The organism is Pseudomonas sp. JE3303, assembly GCF_056312565.1.
In genome coordinates, this window is sequence record NZ_JBWGIF010000003.1 from 13,067 (window position 1) to 27,671 (window position 14,605).

A 14,605-nucleotide genomic window follows, 5' to 3' on the forward strand; every position below is an offset into this window, starting at 1 on the left:
TCGATTGGCGGCGTGCTCGTTGCCTTTCCCCATTGCCAGGACATGAGGTCCATTCAATGAACAACCGTCTCCTGATGTGCGCTGTTTGCGCTCTGTTTGCCGGCCCCGTAGCGCTCGCCAGCATCCCTCCCGCCATGGCTGCGGTCACTACCAGCGCGGGTGCCATGGCGGTGGACATGCGTCACGCCCAGCCGATGACGATACGGAACACCGTCATCGGCCAAGGCGCTCCCAAGACCATCGTGCCGACCACTGGCGCAACGGCCGAGCAGGTCCTCGCCCAGGCGCGCGCCATTGGCGCCAATCCCGGTGTCGACGTGATCGAATTGCGCGTCGACTATCTCGATTTCGCCACCGACTCGGCCAAAGTGGCCGCGCTCGGCAAGCAGGTTACCCAGGCCGTACACGGCAAGCCGTTGATCCTGACCTTCAGGACCAAGGCCGAGGGCGGCGTCAAGGCCATCGCTGATGTCGACTACGGAACGCTGTACACAGCGTTGATCATGGAAAGTTTCATCGACTTGCTGGACGTGGAGATGTTCCGCGATCCGCAGGTGATCCAACAGGTCGTGGCTGAGGCTCACAACGCTGGCATCAAGGTCGTCATGTCCAGCCATGACTTCAAGGGCACCCCGTCCACCGAAGAAATCGTCGCACGCCTGCGCAAGCAGGACAGCATGGGGGCCGATGTGCTGAAAATCGCAGTCATGCCCAGGAACCCCGCCGATGTGATCAAGCTGCTCGACGCCACGGCGCAAGTGCGTGCCAACTACTCGCTCAAGCCACAGCTGAACATGTCCATGGGCGGGCTGGGTGCCATCTCGCGTCTTGGCGGCGAGGTATTCGGCAGCGACCTGACCTTCGGCATGATTGGCGAGCCGTCTGCGCCCGGCCAGGTCGAGGTCAATGAACTGCGCCAGGTGCTGGACGTGATTCACGCTTCGCTGAACGGCACGAAGTAGGCGCCTGCAGGCGTTGGCGGTAACGGACGCAAAGTGCCGGCCGACGCACCGCGCTGTTGTTGGGTATGTGCTGAATCAAGCCGGGGGACGGTTCAAAGCCAAAAAGGGGAGTGCACGCGTGCTCTTCTCTTTCAAGCGAGCCTCTCCAGGTAGCTAGGTACTTCAGGCTCTGGAAGAACTGAGAGCACTTTGAGCCGTTGGAGCGTGCGCTCGCGGGCCTTGGAGATGTGGTCGCGCAGGCACGAACAGGCAGATTCGACCGTTCCGTACAACAAGGCTTCGAAGATCAAGCGATGTTCCACCAGCATCGCTTCGTCGTTGCTGGAATGGAGTGCTTCATGCAGTACGCGCCCGACATTCATAGGGATCTGACACTGGCGAATGACTGCAGCCATGCGGGTATTGCTCACCCCGGCTATGCAGGTCACGTGCAGATCCTGTTCAAGTTGTTCGATGTCAGCCCGCTGAACATGGCGACCTGCTTCCTGGGCTTGAATGACACGCTTCAGCATCGCTTCAAGATCGCTGCGAGACACTTGCCCGACGGCTTGGCGCAGGGCATCCGGTTCCAGGAGCATCCGTAATTCATAGTCTTGCTTCACGGCCTGGGCGGTCAATGGCCCGGCCAGCCACTGTGAGTACGGCTCTTTTTCTACCAGGCCTTTGTCCCGTAGTCGCATCAATGCTTCCCTGACCACGTTTCTGCTGACATTCAGCTCTTCAGCGGCAATCAACTCATCGATGCGGTAGTGACCAAATACCATGAAACGGACGACCGTCTCCGCGAGGTGGTCGTAAATACGCTCACCCAGCGGACGATAATCGATGAGGTCTTCTTGCGGCTCTAATCCCAAGAGCTTGCGAGTCAAGGGCACACGGAGAGGGGCTTCAATCGTGCCCTGGGGGTCGATCAGAAAACCCCGGCCATCAAATCGGCGGATAAGGCCTTCTTCATGGAGCAGATTGAGGGCCTGACGAACAGGTACGCGGCTGGTGCCGAAGAGCTCCGCTAACGGCCCTTCTACCAATACGAGTCCAGGAACTGTCTGCCCACCGAGGATCGCATCGCGCAGGGTGTTGCGGATTGTCTCGTAGCGTGAAGCTGGACGGTCTTCCAGTGGCTGTGGGGCAGACATCAAGGGATTCTCATGAAGCGTGATGGGTAAGTTTCTCATAAGCGAAGCGAGATGTGATCCAACACCAGTAACACTCCGGTGAACGATTTTGGGGCAGCCTGTTACCGAAAACCCCAAAATGAATCATTTTTCAAAATATACATCTTTTGGGCCAAATAGATTTTTGCGAGGGCCATCAGCCTTCCTCCCAAGGCATAGAGCCTTTCGAGGACCGCACACCACTGACCGCGATGACTTGGCACGGTCGATGCTTTAGGAAATGTATGTATTCTGAAAATGTACATTCTAGAGGTGTGCCATGCTTGTCGATGCCCATTCCTTGGCTCAGCGATTCGCCGATGGAGCGACCGACCCTGTCGCCGTCCTAAAAGATGCGCTTCAAGGGGCGGAGCAGATTCCCGAAGCATTTATCACCTTGTGTGAAGAGCGAGCGCTGCGGGAAGCGGTTGCCGCCAAGGCGCGCTGGCAAGCAGGCCAACCCTTGTCTCCCTTCGATGGCGTAACAGTGGCCTGGAAAGACCTCTACGATCTGGCTGGCTACGTAACCACGGCTGGCGCAAAAATACGCTTGCACGACCAACCTGCTCCGCGCGATTGCGCACTGGCGACAATGCTCAGTCGGGCGGGCATGGTGAGCATCGGAAAGACCAACCTCAGCGAATTGGCTTATTCAGGCCTGGGGCTCAATCCCCATTTCGGAACCCCAGCCAACACAAGCTTTAACGGCGAAGTACGTGCACCAGGAGGATCGTCCTCCGGCTCGGCTGTAGCCGTTGCACAGGGAGTCGCTTCTATTGGGATGTCCACTGACACTGCGGGCTCCATTAGAGTCCCGGCAGCCTTCAATGGCCTGGTGGGTTACCGAAGCAGTACCAAGCGTTACTCGTTCGCGGGTGTCACCCCGCTTGCACGCTCTCTTGATTCGCTGGGGCCTATTACCAATAGCGTTCGCGATGTCATCGTCCTCGATAACCTTCTGCGAGGGGATCAGGATGGCATGCCGCTGGACACGACTGGTCTTTCCATTGCTGGGCTCAAGCTGTGCGTGGACGTTGAGCTGCTGAGTGATTCGCGCATTCAGCCAGAAGTCAGTGCAAATCTTCTCGCGGCGCTTGAGCGATTGGCTTCGGCAGGAGCAGTGATCGAGCGAAAAAAGGTCAAAGCATTTCAACAGGCATTGGACGTCATCGAGCAGGTCGGTTGGCTTGGAAGTGCAGAAGCTTTTGCCCTCTACCAGGCGCTTCTCGATAGCTCGGATGCCGAACAACTAGACTCGCGCGTTCGTAAGCGGCTTGAAGCCGCACGAGCGTATCCAGCCAGTAAGCAGGTTCGTTTGTACCAAGCCGCCGAGGCCCTGAAAGCACAGATCGCACGTGAGCTGGATGGGGCGTTCCTGGTGACCCCTACGGTTGGTCATGTAGCTCCTCTTCTGGCACCGCTCGAAGCAGATACCAACCTTTTTGTTGCTACTAACCTGGCAACTCTGAGGCTGACCATGCCTGGCAGCATGTTGGATATGCCCAGCGTTGCGTTGCCAAGTGGAGTAGGGGAAGCAGGACTTCCCACGAGCCTTCTTGTTTCAAGTTTTAGTGGAGATGATGAGCAACTACTCCGTGCTGCCCTTGCCATCGAGCCTTTCGTTCGAGGTGTGAAGTAACAGGTCATCCGGAGGGTAGGCAGTTTTGCTTGCGATTATTTGAATAACAAAGAGGTATAGATCATGGCGAAAGAAATTTTTGTATCAATTGGTGTTGACGTCGATGCGGTAGCAGGTTGGCTCGGCTCCTATGGTGGGGAGGATTCTCCTGACGATATCTCTCGTGGTCTTTTTGCTGGCGAAGTCGGCGCCCCACGCCTGCTCAAGCTCTTTGAAAAGTACGACCTGCGCACGACGTGGTTCATCCCAGGTCACTCGGTGGAAACCTTCCCCGAACAAATGAAGGCTGTGGTTCAGGCCGGTCATGAAATTGGCATTCATGGTTATAGCCATGAGAACCCGATTGCGATGACGCCAGAACAAGAAGAGATCGTCCTGGACAAGTCGATTGAGATCATCACTAAGCTCTCTGGCAAGCGGCCCACCGGCTACGTGGCACCTTGGTGGGAATTCAGCAATGTCACCAACGAGTTGCTTCTGAAGAAGGGTATCAAGTACGACCACAGCTTGATGCACAACGACTTCCACCCTTACTACGTTCGGGTAAAGGATAGCTGGAGCAAGATCGATTACAGCCAGCACCCCGATACTTGGATGAAACCATTGGTTCGTGGGGAAGAGACCGACTTGGTTGAGATTCCAGCCAACTGGTACCTCGATGACCTTCCTCCGATGATGTTCATCAAGAAGTCTCCTAACAGCCACGGCTTTGTAAATCCTCGTCATCTGGAAGAGATGTGGCGCGATCAATTTGACTGGGTCTATCGCGAGAATGACTACGCGGTATTCCCTATCACAATTCATCCTGATGTTTCCGGTCGACCTCAAGTACTGCTCATGCTTGAGCGATTTATCGAGCACATGAAAAGTCATGAAGGCGTGAAGTTCGTCACTATGGACGAAATCGCGGACGATTTTATCCGGCGCCAACCGCGTAAGCGTTGACTAGGACGCTTCGGTTGGAAAGTTTATAAACGCAATAGAAAAACAAGAGAAATGCCGATATGACCAGTACGCAAGCCACCACGACGACACCCGTCACCGAGCCTGGTGCATGGAAGCCAGTACAACTTGAGTCCAAAGACGTCAAATATGCGACTTGGATTGCCTTCTTTGCTTGGGTATTTGCAGTTTACGACTTTATCTTGTTTGGTACTCTGCTGCCGGTCATGGGCGGACATTTCACTTGGAGCGAAGCTGAGCAGGCGGGGATCGCCACATGGGTGGCGGTCGGCGGCGCGGTCGTCGCGTTCGCCGTAGGCCCTCTCGTGGATAAAATCGGGCGACGTGGCGGGATCATCTTCACCATCGGCGGTACTGCACTCTGCTCAGCACTCACTGCAGTGTGCGCTGGGATGGGTAAAGGACCATTGATTGCGGTTCGCTCAGTCGCAGGCTTGGGGTATGCCGAGGAAGGGGTCAACGCGACGTACCTTACCGAGGTGTATGCAGCGTCGACCGATCCGAAGCTGATCAAACGCCGGGGGTTTGTCTATAGCCTGGTACAAAGTGGATGGCCAGTAGGGGCGTTGATTGCTGCAGGTCTTACTGCGCTGCTGCTGCCTCACATTGGCTGGCAGGGTTGCTTCATCTTTGCTGCGGTGCCTGCGCTGGTTGTAGCGATACTGGCTCGCAAACTCAAAGAAAGCCCTCAGTTCCAAGTGCATCAGCGGATCAACCAGTTGCGCAAAGCGGGTGATGAATCCGCAGCTCGCAGCCTGGCTCGTGAGTACCACGTTGATTATGACGAGCATGCCAAGGCTGGCGTTGCAGCAGCCTTTCGCGGCGCAGCACTGCGGCCGACATTGGTCTTGAGCCTGGCGGTTCTCCTCAACTGGTCGGCCATTCAAGTCTTCAGCGTTTTGGGCACGTCAGTCATCGTGAGCGTTCACAAGCTGTCGTTCGAGAACTCGCTGTGGATCCTTGTCCTGTCCAACCTGGTCGGTTTCATCGGCTACCTGGTTCACGGTTGGCTGGGCGATCGGATTGGCCGCCGCAATACTGTTGCTCTTGGCTGGATGTGTGGTGGATTGGCTTTCTTCGCCATGATTCAAGCGCCAAGTGATCTGATCACCGTCGTCGTCTTGTACAGCGTGGGCCTGTTCTTCCTGACCGGCCCGTACTCCGCAATGTTGTTCTTCATGGGTGAAAGCTTCCCCACCAGTATCCGTGCAACCGGGGGAGCGATCGTGCATGCCATGGGGCCTATCGGCGCCATTGTGGCTGGGCTGGGGATCACCAGCGTGTTGTCCACCGGTGGTGAATGGCACAGCGCTGCCCTCTGGTTTGGAGCACTGCCTTGTTTCCTGTCGGGCTTGGTAATGTTTGCAGCCCGTCACGTTGAACCCCATACAGTCAAATAACAAGGAGCTGTAGCTATGTCTGAACCCGTAGCGTTGATCACCGGAGCTGCCAGTGGTATTGGCCAAGCGGTTGCAATCGCGTATGCGAAGAAAGGTGTGCGTGTGGTTGGGGGGTACCTGGCAGGAGACCCGCATGACCCATCCCACACCCAGCGGCTCGTAGAGGAGGAAGGCGGCGAGTGCTTGATGGTAGCGATGGACGTAACCAATAGCGCCTCGATGGACGCCATTGCCGCAGCGGCAGTCGAACATTTCGGACGGCTCGACTATGCCGTCGCGAACGCTGGGCTATTGCGTAAAGCTCCGCTGTTGGAGATGTCGGATGAGCAGTGGACTGAAATGCTCAATGTCGACCTTACTGGCGTGATGCGCACCTTCCGAAGCGCGAGCCGCCATATCGGTGAAGGCGGGGCCATGGTTGCAATTTCGTCGATTGCGGGTGGTGTCTACGGGTGGCAAGACCATTCTCATTACGCTGCTGCCAAGGCCGGCGTTCCAGGTCTCTGCCGCTCTCTTGCAGTAGAGTTTGCGGCTAAAGGCATCCGTTGCAATACCATCATTCCCGGTCTGATCGAAACTCCTCAATCGCTGGACAGCAAGAATTCGCTAGGGGCGGATGGTCTGGCCAAAGCAGGGAAAGCGATTCCTCTGGGGCGGGTAGGGCGAGCAAGTGAAGTTGCTGACCTGGTTTGCTATCTGACCGGTCGAGAGTCGAGCTACATCACTGGACAGAGCATCATCATCGATGGCGGTCTCACCGTGCGCTGGCCTGAGTAAAAAATCAAAACGCCGCCAGGTCTCTTTTGCGACCGCGAGGAAAACAAGAATGAAGCTATTGCAGAACCGACGCGCTGTTATTACTGGTGCAGGGAGCGGTATCGGCGCGGCGATCGCGTATGCGTATGCCGATGCAGGCGCCAAGCTTGTGTTGTGTGACCGAGACTCCGAACGCTTGACCGTTGTTGCCAACCACTGTCGTGACCGTGGCGTCCTGGTGATCGAATGTGTCGCTGATGTGGGCAGTAGGGAAGGCGCTCAAGCCGGCGTGGATGCCTGCGTAAATGCGCTCGGTGGCATCGATATTCTAGTGAATAATGCCGGTATGCTGACTCAGGCGTCCTGCGTGGATCTCACTCAGGAAATGTGGGATGAGATGCTGTGGGTGGATCTGACCAGCGTATTCGTTGCAAGCCAGCGTGCACTGCCTCATATGCTGGAACAGAAATGGGGCCGCATCATCAACATCGCCTCTCAGCTCGGCATCAAAGGTGGCGCTCAACTGACTCACTATGCTGCAGCGAAGGCAGGGGTGATCGGCTTCACCAAGTCCTTGGCACTGGAGGTGAGCAAGGACAATGTCTTGGTGAATTGCGTTGCTCCAGGTCCGATTGAAACCCCGCTTGTTGAAGGGATCAGTCAGGAGTGGAAGGCTGCCAAGGCCAAGGAGTTGCCGTTGGGACGATTCGGGAAGGCTGAAGAGGTGGCACCGATCGCTGTGCTGCTAGCCTCCGAGCCTGGCGGGAATCTGTTCGTCGGCCAAACACTCAACCCGAATTCAGGCGACGTGATGCCTTGAGGTGAGATATGTGTGGACTTTGTGGCCTTATCGGTGAGGGCGTTCACTGGAGCGATCCCATAGACATGAGCCTTCCCGGTCGCCGCGAGCGCTTGCGGCGAATCGCTTCGATCAACACGGTGGTAGCACCCTTCAGGCTCAAAGTCAGCGACGTCCAAGGCGCTTCTTATCTGGTTCAGGGCCCTACAGGAAAACAAGATATTGCTACAGGCCTGGAGCAGCTCTGGCAGACAGCCGAGGAGATTCTGGGACGCAAGCTTGATCCTCTTGATCCGAGAATTCTCGATCACCTGGAGGCGCCGGCATGAGCCTTCAAATCAATGTGCTGACCGGCTTTCTGGGCAGTGGAAAAACAACCTTGTTGCAGCGGGTGCTAGCCAACGAGGACATGGGTGAGACGGCTCTGCTCATCAATGAATTCGGCGAGATCGGGATCGATAACCTTCTCGTGCAGGAAATCGCTCCCGACACGGTCCTGCTGCCAAGTGGGTGTGTCTGTTGCTCGGTAAGGGGAGACTTGAAGCAAGCGCTCGTCGACCTGCATGACAAGCGAAGTCGTGGGGAAATCCCTGCTTTCCGTCGAGTGTTGCTGGAAACGACAGGCCTCGCGGATCCGGCCCCTATCCTTGCTACTTTGCAGCGTGATCCCCAACTGCGAGGTCGATACCACGTTGGCCTGATGGTGACGGTTGTCGACGCCCAGCACGCCTCGCTCCAAGAACGGATTCATCCTGAGTGGTTGGGCCAGGTGACAGCTGCTGATCGTCTTCTGGTGAGCAAAGGGGATCTGGTTGGCGCAGAGGTTCTTGACCCGTTGGTGGATCATCTGAAAACCCTTAACCCGTCTGCCTCGGTAGCGCTGGCAAGTGCCGTAGGAGAAGGCGATGAGCAGCTTCTTGGCGAAGGGCTCAGAAGCCTTGAGCCAGATGATGAGGTCGCCAAGTGGCAGCTCTTCGCACCTACAAAGCAACCTCGGCACGGCGGAGCCCAGGTCTGCGCACTTGAGTATGACAGGCCGCTGGATTGGCTTGCCTTCGGGGTATGGCTGTCGATGCTGTTAAGATGCCACGGAGAACGAATTCTCCGGGTCAAAGGGATCTTGAACGTGATCGACTCTGAACAACCTATCGTGATCCACGGTGTGCAGCACTGCCTTCATTCGCCGGTGCATCTTACCAACTGGCCTGGTGGGGAGCGGCAATCCCGTCTGGTGATCATCGTGCGCGATCTGGACACCAAGCTCCTGCGTAGATCGTTCGAAGCCTTCCTGCACCGTCTAGGACGTGCTGCATGAGCGGCCCCGTCACTTTGAGAGTACTGGGTACGTCTGTGACCTTGCTCGAATCTATCCGCTTGCGAGCGGAGCAAGAGCTGGGCATTCGAATTGAATACCAGATTCACGACGTTCAAACGGTTCAGCGCATTGCGTTGATGCACCCCGAAAGCTATGACCTTTACGATCAATGGTTCCATAGCATGGATTTTGTCTGGCCAGCCGGCGCTATCCAACCCATTGATATCAGGCGCGTCGCTTTGTGGAACGAGATCAATGACTTGGCCAAACGGGGCAGGCTTCACGCTGACGATGAGCTAGCGGGCGGTAGTCTGCCTTGCGACCGTTTGTACGTTCAACATGATCGTAGCTTGGCCAATCGCCCGACTGACTCCATCAGCATGCTACCGCTCACGCACAATGCAGACAGCTTTGCCTACAGACCAGACCTTCTTCCTCCAGGGTTTGCCATCGAGAACGAGAGTTGGTCTTGGCTTGTTGACCCCAGCTGGTGCGGTCATGTGGCTTTGCAGAGCGATGCAGCCATTGGAGCGCTAGACGCGGCGTTGGCAGTGCAGGCAAAGGGCTTGGCCAAGTTCGACGTAATTGCCAACCTTCGGCTGGATGAGATCGATGAGCTTGCTGATGTACTCATCAAGCTCCAGCGCCAAGGGCATTTCGCGGCCTTCTGGTCTGATGATCGTGATGCGGGCAAGCTCATGCTTGGCCCGAACGTTCACATTGAGAGTGTCTGGTCTCCAGCGCTGATGCAGTTGCATCGCGAAGGCATTCAGTATCGCCAAGCAGTCCCTAAGGAAGGCTACCGGGGCTGGTTCGGCGGCTTGTCGTTGTCTCGTGCTGTCGACGGGGCGGTGAAAGATGCGGCTTACGCTTATCTGAACTGGTGGTTGGCAGGTTGGCCAGGGGCGATGATGGCGCGACAAGGCTTCTACATTTCCAATCCACTGCGCGCTCGCGATCACCTGTCGGCTGCGGAGTGGGATTACTGGTACGAAGGCAAGCCAGCCAGCGAACAGTTGCTTGGCAGTGATGATGAACCGCTCATCGAGCCTGGGGAAACAAGGGAAGGTGGCTCCTATGCCGAGCGAGTGAGCCGAATCAGCGTCTGGAACTCGGTGATGGATGAACATAACTACCTTGTCCGCAAATGGGCTGACTTCCTCAGAGCTGGCCGCTCGAAGGAGCCGTAATCCACATGGCGGCCTAGCTGATGGCCGCCAGGTTGCCTCTGCCAGAATTTCTCCTGGCTGCTCCACAGTGATTATGGGAGAGCGGCGGATGCTGTGATAATGGGGGCAATCACAAGGGCCATGCCATGCTGACCATCTCCAATAGTAAAAGGCGAGCATCGCTCGCCCTTCACCTTGCTCAAGCGCCTAACGCACCGGGCCTGACATCATCCCGTGCGCCACATCCTCGACCAGCGCCTTCGCCATCCCGCTGAGGTAATGCGCTCCCCAGACCATATCGCCGTTGTGCTCGACGCCGGCTTCCAGGGTCATCTGGTAGACGCAGTTCAACAGTACCGACGCCTGCTCCAGGGCATATTCGGCATCATGCCCTGGCAGGACCTTGAACAATCGGTCGGCGTGTTTCCCGCTGACGCCCTCGCCAAAGGTGGCGACGCCAGTCGTCTTCAGCACTTTCGTCTTGATAGTGGTGCTCATGCGTAATCTCCGGTTTGACAGTCAGTGGCGGACCTGAAGCCGGCTCAATGCCATTTCAACAAGGCTGTGAGCGTTCTCGATCTCATGCATCGCGGCCAGGGTCATGACCTGTCCGGCGGGCTTGGGGTTGAGGAGCACCGTCTGTTTCGCGACGGTCAGGGCGCATACCAGGTATTCGGAGGTCTGGAGAAGCAAGGCTTCAATGGTGGGAGGGGTATCGGTTGTTTCGGGTGGATCTGGGACGATCTTCAACATGGCATACCTCTATTTTTTCGAGAGGAGCTGCCAGAATCTGCTGTCAAACAGAAGGGTGGCAGCTATACGCGGGTTGACAGACCGGGAAAAATAGAAAAAACCGGCGCACCTAGGTGCCCCACGCATAGCCGCCATAACACAGGGCGGACATGGTCTATTAATTCACCAGCCTGTCAAAGCCGGTCGTTGATGAGCAACGACTGGCCGAGACTAGTCCGGCAAATAGACCACTGCAAGCTCCAGGAGGCTGTAGCAAGATAATTCGGAAATGTCCTACAAGATAGAGGCGAAGTCTGAAGTTTTACTGCAGTTTTATCGCTTTTTTAAACACTTTGTGTACTGTTTGATCAATTACTATCTACGAGCCGGCGCTGTTACGCCTCGACCGTTGATAGCGGGTAAGCCCGATCTGGACGGCTGCCGCGACCAGGCACAGCAGGCCTACTTTGAGATTCGTGTCGAGACCATAGTGCTCGCAGAGCTTTCCGACCAGGAGAACACTAGCAAAGATAGCGGCAGGTAAAACGAGTCGGTTCATCTTGGCTTCCGGGGCAAAAAGGGCAGGGTACTTGAGTGCCCCGATCAGCGCCATGACTTGAGGCTGGCGTGGCCAGCGAAGGTACACACTGCACGCGGTATGACCAGCGGCGAGGCCCCGGAGCTAGCCGGACGACCCTCAGACGTAGCGGTCCCCGCACGCCTCGAACGAAGCCGCCAGATGATCGATCCACACCCGTACCGCGGGCAACACCCCGCGTCGATGGGTGTACACGGCCTGCAGGTAACCGCCCGGCAGTGACCACTCCGGCAGCAGGTGCACCAGCTCGCCACGCTCCAGTTCTGCTTCGCAGTACATGATTGGCAAGGCAGTAAAACCCAGCCCCGCCATGGCAGCAGTCTTGCGTACCACGAAATCATCGATGGACAGCCGTGCTTCCACTGCGAGCTCTTGCTGCTGGCCGTCGGGGCCGTGCAAGCGCAAGTGGATCAAGCGGTCGGGCTCCGCCGCGCCAAGCGCCGGCAGCTGGGCAAGCTGGGCAGGCGCTTGCACGTGATCGGCGAAGCCCGGTGCGGCGACCAGTTGCATCTGCGCCTGGCGCAAGCGGCGGGTGACCAGGGACGGGTCTTCATCGCCCAGCTCGCGGACCCGCAAGGCCACGTCGACGCCTTCGCCAACCAGATCGACCCGGCGGTTGACCAACAGCATGTCCAGCTGCACCAAGGGGTACTGTTCAAGAAAGCGGGTGATCACCTGCGGCAGGAAGGTCGTTGCCAGTGCCACCGGGCACGAGACCCGCAACCGCCCGCGAGGCTCGCTGGTCATGCTGGCGACCGCTTCGTCCGCCATTTCCGCTTCCAGCAGCATGGCCTGGCAGTGACCCAGGTAACGCTCGCCCACTGCGGTGAGCTTGAGCTGACGGGTCGTGCGCTGTAGCAATCGCGTGCCCAGGCGCTCTTCGAGTTCGGCGATGCGCCGCGACAGGCGCGATTTGGGGATTCCCAAGGCTCGGCCGGCTGCGGCGAAACCGCCGGCTTCGACTACGCGGGCGAAATAGAACAGATCATTGAGGTCTTGCATCGAGAAGGTCCATTGTCCTGCCTATGGGACAAAGTAATACATTTTTATTGTCTTTTCAGCTATTCGGCAGGTCGGTAGGATTGTCGCCATCGTCACCGCCCAGCTGCGGTCCTCATTACAGGAGCTACCCATGAAACTGCTGCATATCGATTCGAGCATCCTCGGCGTCAATTCCGCCTCCCGCCAGTTGAGCGCCAGTGTCGTTGAAGCCTGGAAGGCGGCGGATCCGAGCGTTGAAGTGGTCTACCGCGACCTGGCTGCTGACGCCATCAGCCACTTCTCCGCGGCTACCCTGGTTGCCGCTGGGACCCCGCAGGATCTGCGCGATGCTGCCCAGGCCCATGAGGCACAGTTGAGTGCAGAGACGCTCGCCGAATTCCTGGCCGCGGACGCGGTCGTCATCGGAGCGCCGATGTACAACTTCAGCGTGCCCACCCAGCTCAAGGCCTGGATCGACCGCGTGGCGGTTGCGGGCCAGACCTTCCGCTACACCGAGGCGGGTCCTGAGGGGCTGTGCGGCGACAAGAAGGTGGTCATCGTTTCCACGGCAGGTGGCTTGCATGCCGAGCAGCCGACAGGTGTAGGGCATGAAGATTTCCTGAAGGTGCTGTTCGGGTTTATTGGTGTGACCCAGCTGGAAATCGTACGTGCCCACGGTCTGGCCTATGGACCGGAGCAACGCGTGCAGGCTATCGAGGCTGCGCAGGCCGTGATTGCCAACGAGCTGTTCGTGGCGGCTTGAGCTTGAGCGTGTAAATGCGGGACTGGGCCGCGGCGCGGCCCTTTCGCAACACCTGGCGCCGGTATGCATATCTCTCTGCGATCAAGATGCCGGCGCAGCACCAGGTTTATTAATCACCCGCCCGCGCCTCGACAACACCAGCGTCAACCCCACCCCCAGCAACGCCAGCAACGCCGCAACGCAGAAGATCGAGCCATACCCCAGGCGCACGGCCACCGCTCCCATCACCGGACCCGCAATCGCCAGCGCCAGGTCGAAGAACACTGCATAAGCCCCAAGCGCCGCGCCCCGGCTGCTCCCAGGGACTCGCTTGATTGCCTCGACCCCCAGCGCCGGATAGACCAGCGACAAGCCAAAACCCGTCAACCCCGCACCCGCCAGTGCCCAGGTCGGGGAGGGCGCGAGCCACAGCAGCGCCAGGCCCAACACTTCGGTAGCCATGCACGCAACGGCCACGTTGTACCCGCCAAAGCGGTTCACGGCATTGACGAACAGCAGCCGGGAAACGATGAAGCACACGCCAAATGCACTCAGGCACAACGCGGCCCCAAGCCAGCCGCGCTCCAGATAATAGAGCGTGACGAACGTGGTCAGTGTGCCGTAACCGATCGACGCCAGCGTCAACCCCATCCCGCAGGGCGCAACCCGCACGAACGCGGACCAGAACGGCAGGCGCTCACCGCGCACCACCGCGGCTTCCTTGCCCTTGCGCAGCATGGGCAGCGCCAGCAGTGCAAGTACCAGCAAGGCCGGGCCGAGCACGCTGAAATCGAGGGCATCCACCAGCAGTACGCCCACTGGCGCACCAATGGCGATGGCGCCATAGGAGGCGATGCCGTTCCATGAGATCACCCGCGCCGTGTGTTCCGCACCCACCTGGCCGATTCCCCAGCTAAGCGTCGCGACACCAATAAGACCCTGGGCGATACCCAGCAGCAGGCGCCCTGCGAGCAAAAAGCTCAGGCTGAGCACCGGTAGGCTGAGCGTCCAGGCCGAGAGCAGCGTCACCACCCCGCAGGCAGCGATGCCATACAACCCGTAGCGGATCGCCCGCTTGCCGCCCAGGTTATCCACGATTCGCCCAGCGAAGGGACGGCTGACCAGTGTCGCCAGGTATTGCAGGCCGATGGTTACCCCGGCGATTACCGCGCCAAAGCCCAGCTGGTCGTGCACATAGGCAGGCAGTACGGCTATCGGCAGGCCGATGCAGAGAAAGGCAATGAAGGTGTAGAAGACTATCGACAGGATCTGCAGAGTGATCGAGGAGGTGCTGACGGAGGCAGGCTGATGCGCAGTCATGGGGCTCGTTCGCGGGTGGGCGTAGGACCATGATGGCGGGTGTAGCGGGGAAATGAAAGCAGGCTAACGGTTTGT

General features: G+C 58.1%; 16 protein-coding genes. 11 read left to right on the forward strand and 5 right to left on the reverse strand.

All coding sequences use genetic code 11. The features are described 5' to 3' along the window. Positions 1-56 precede the first annotated feature (56 nt). Positions 57-962 (forward strand): type I 3-dehydroquinate dehydratase, encoded by a 906-nt coding sequence (gene aroD, locus AC0ZZU_RS05470; protein WP_476339510.1) that lies wholly within the window; start codon positions 57-59, stop codon positions 960-962. Between the two features lie 131 nt (positions 963-1,093). Here the strand turns inward: aroD and AC0ZZU_RS05475 are convergent, their stop codons facing one another. Beyond that, the gene (locus tag AC0ZZU_RS05475) at positions 1,094-2,098 is read right to left on the reverse strand and encodes a GntR family transcriptional regulator (protein WP_476339511.1); all 1,005 of its coding nucleotides are present in this window, start codon (positions 2,096-2,098) and stop codon (positions 1,094-1,096) included. A gap of 298 nt (positions 2,099-2,396) precedes the next feature. Here AC0ZZU_RS05475 and AC0ZZU_RS05480 point away from each other — a divergent pair, with 298 nt between their 5' ends. The 8 genes from AC0ZZU_RS05480 (at position 2,397) to AC0ZZU_RS05515 (ending at position 10,178) form a co-directional block, all read left to right on the forward strand. Continuing rightward, positions 2,397-3,755, forward strand: coding sequence for an amidase (locus AC0ZZU_RS05480; protein WP_476339512.1), 1,359 nt, complete (start codon positions 2,397-2,399; stop codon positions 3,753-3,755). A 63-nt stretch (positions 3,756-3,818) separates the two neighbouring features. Beyond that, complete coding sequence (locus AC0ZZU_RS05485; protein ID WP_476339513.1) at positions 3,819-4,700, forward strand: polysaccharide deacetylase family protein; 882 nt, start codon at positions 3,819-3,821, stop codon at positions 4,698-4,700. Between the two features lie 59 nt (positions 4,701-4,759). Next, positions 4,760-6,118: an MFS transporter gene (locus AC0ZZU_RS05490; RefSeq protein ID WP_476339514.1), complete on the forward strand. Its 1,359-nt coding sequence runs from the start codon at positions 4,760-4,762 to the stop codon at positions 6,116-6,118. A gap of 15 nt (positions 6,119-6,133) precedes the next feature. Then, positions 6,134-6,895, forward strand: coding sequence for an SDR family NAD(P)-dependent oxidoreductase (locus tag AC0ZZU_RS05495; RefSeq protein WP_476339515.1), 762 nt, complete (start codon positions 6,134-6,136; stop codon positions 6,893-6,895). Positions 6,896-6,944: 49 nt separating this feature from the next. Next, positions 6,945-7,694 (forward strand): SDR family NAD(P)-dependent oxidoreductase, encoded by a 750-nt coding sequence (locus AC0ZZU_RS05500; RefSeq protein WP_476339516.1) that lies wholly within the window; start codon positions 6,945-6,947, stop codon positions 7,692-7,694. Positions 7,695-7,702: 8 nt separating this feature from the next. Next, complete coding sequence (locus AC0ZZU_RS05505) at positions 7,703-8,002, forward strand: hypothetical protein (RefSeq protein ID WP_476339517.1); 300 nt, start codon at positions 7,703-7,705, stop codon at positions 8,000-8,002. Beyond that, on the forward strand, positions 7,999-8,988 hold the full coding sequence (locus AC0ZZU_RS05510) for a CobW family GTP-binding protein (protein ID WP_476339518.1): 990 nt from the start codon (positions 7,999-8,001) through the stop codon (positions 8,986-8,988). The genes AC0ZZU_RS05505 and AC0ZZU_RS05510 overlap by 4 nt, the downstream gene beginning before the upstream one ends. Then, complete coding sequence (locus AC0ZZU_RS05515; RefSeq protein WP_476339519.1) at positions 8,985-10,178, forward strand: ABC transporter substrate-binding protein; 1,194 nt, start codon at positions 8,985-8,987, stop codon at positions 10,176-10,178. The genes AC0ZZU_RS05510 and AC0ZZU_RS05515 overlap by 4 nt, the downstream gene beginning before the upstream one ends. A 186-nt stretch (positions 10,179-10,364) precedes the next feature. Here AC0ZZU_RS05515 and AC0ZZU_RS05520 read toward each other — a convergent pair whose 3' ends face one another. Then, positions 10,365-10,655 carry a DUF3077 domain-containing protein gene (locus AC0ZZU_RS05520; protein ID WP_224789800.1) on the reverse strand — a complete coding sequence of 97 codons (291 nt, stop codon included), beginning with the start codon at positions 10,653-10,655 and terminating at the stop codon, positions 10,365-10,367. Positions 10,656-10,676: 21 nt separating this feature from the next. After that, the gene (locus tag AC0ZZU_RS05525) at positions 10,677-10,910 is read right to left on the reverse strand and encodes a hypothetical protein (RefSeq protein ID WP_476339520.1); all 234 of its coding nucleotides are present in this window, start codon (positions 10,908-10,910) and stop codon (positions 10,677-10,679) included. A gap of 268 nt (positions 10,911-11,178) precedes the next feature. Between AC0ZZU_RS05525 and AC0ZZU_RS05530 the strand changes: the two genes are divergently transcribed. Next, positions 11,179-11,433, forward strand: a complete 255-nt coding sequence (locus tag AC0ZZU_RS05530; protein WP_476339521.1) for a hypothetical protein — start codon at positions 11,179-11,181, stop codon at positions 11,431-11,433. 153 nt (positions 11,434-11,586) lie between these two features. Here AC0ZZU_RS05530 and AC0ZZU_RS05535 read toward each other — a convergent pair whose 3' ends face one another. Next, positions 11,587-12,489, reverse strand: a complete 903-nt coding sequence (locus AC0ZZU_RS05535) for a LysR substrate-binding domain-containing protein (protein WP_476339522.1) — start codon at positions 12,487-12,489, stop codon at positions 11,587-11,589. A 130-nt stretch (positions 12,490-12,619) separates the two neighbouring features. On the opposite strand from AC0ZZU_RS05535, the gene AC0ZZU_RS05540 reads away from it, so the two are divergent. Beyond that, positions 12,620-13,231, forward strand: coding sequence for an FMN-dependent NADH-azoreductase (locus AC0ZZU_RS05540; protein WP_476339523.1), 612 nt, complete (start codon positions 12,620-12,622; stop codon positions 13,229-13,231). An 81-nt stretch (positions 13,232-13,312) separates the two neighbouring features. On the opposite strand, the gene AC0ZZU_RS05545 is transcribed toward AC0ZZU_RS05540, so the two are convergent. Continuing rightward, the gene (locus AC0ZZU_RS05545; RefSeq protein WP_476339524.1) at positions 13,313-14,530 is read right to left on the reverse strand and encodes an MFS transporter; all 1,218 of its coding nucleotides are present in this window, start codon (positions 14,528-14,530) and stop codon (positions 13,313-13,315) included. Positions 14,531-14,605 lie beyond the last annotated feature (75 nt).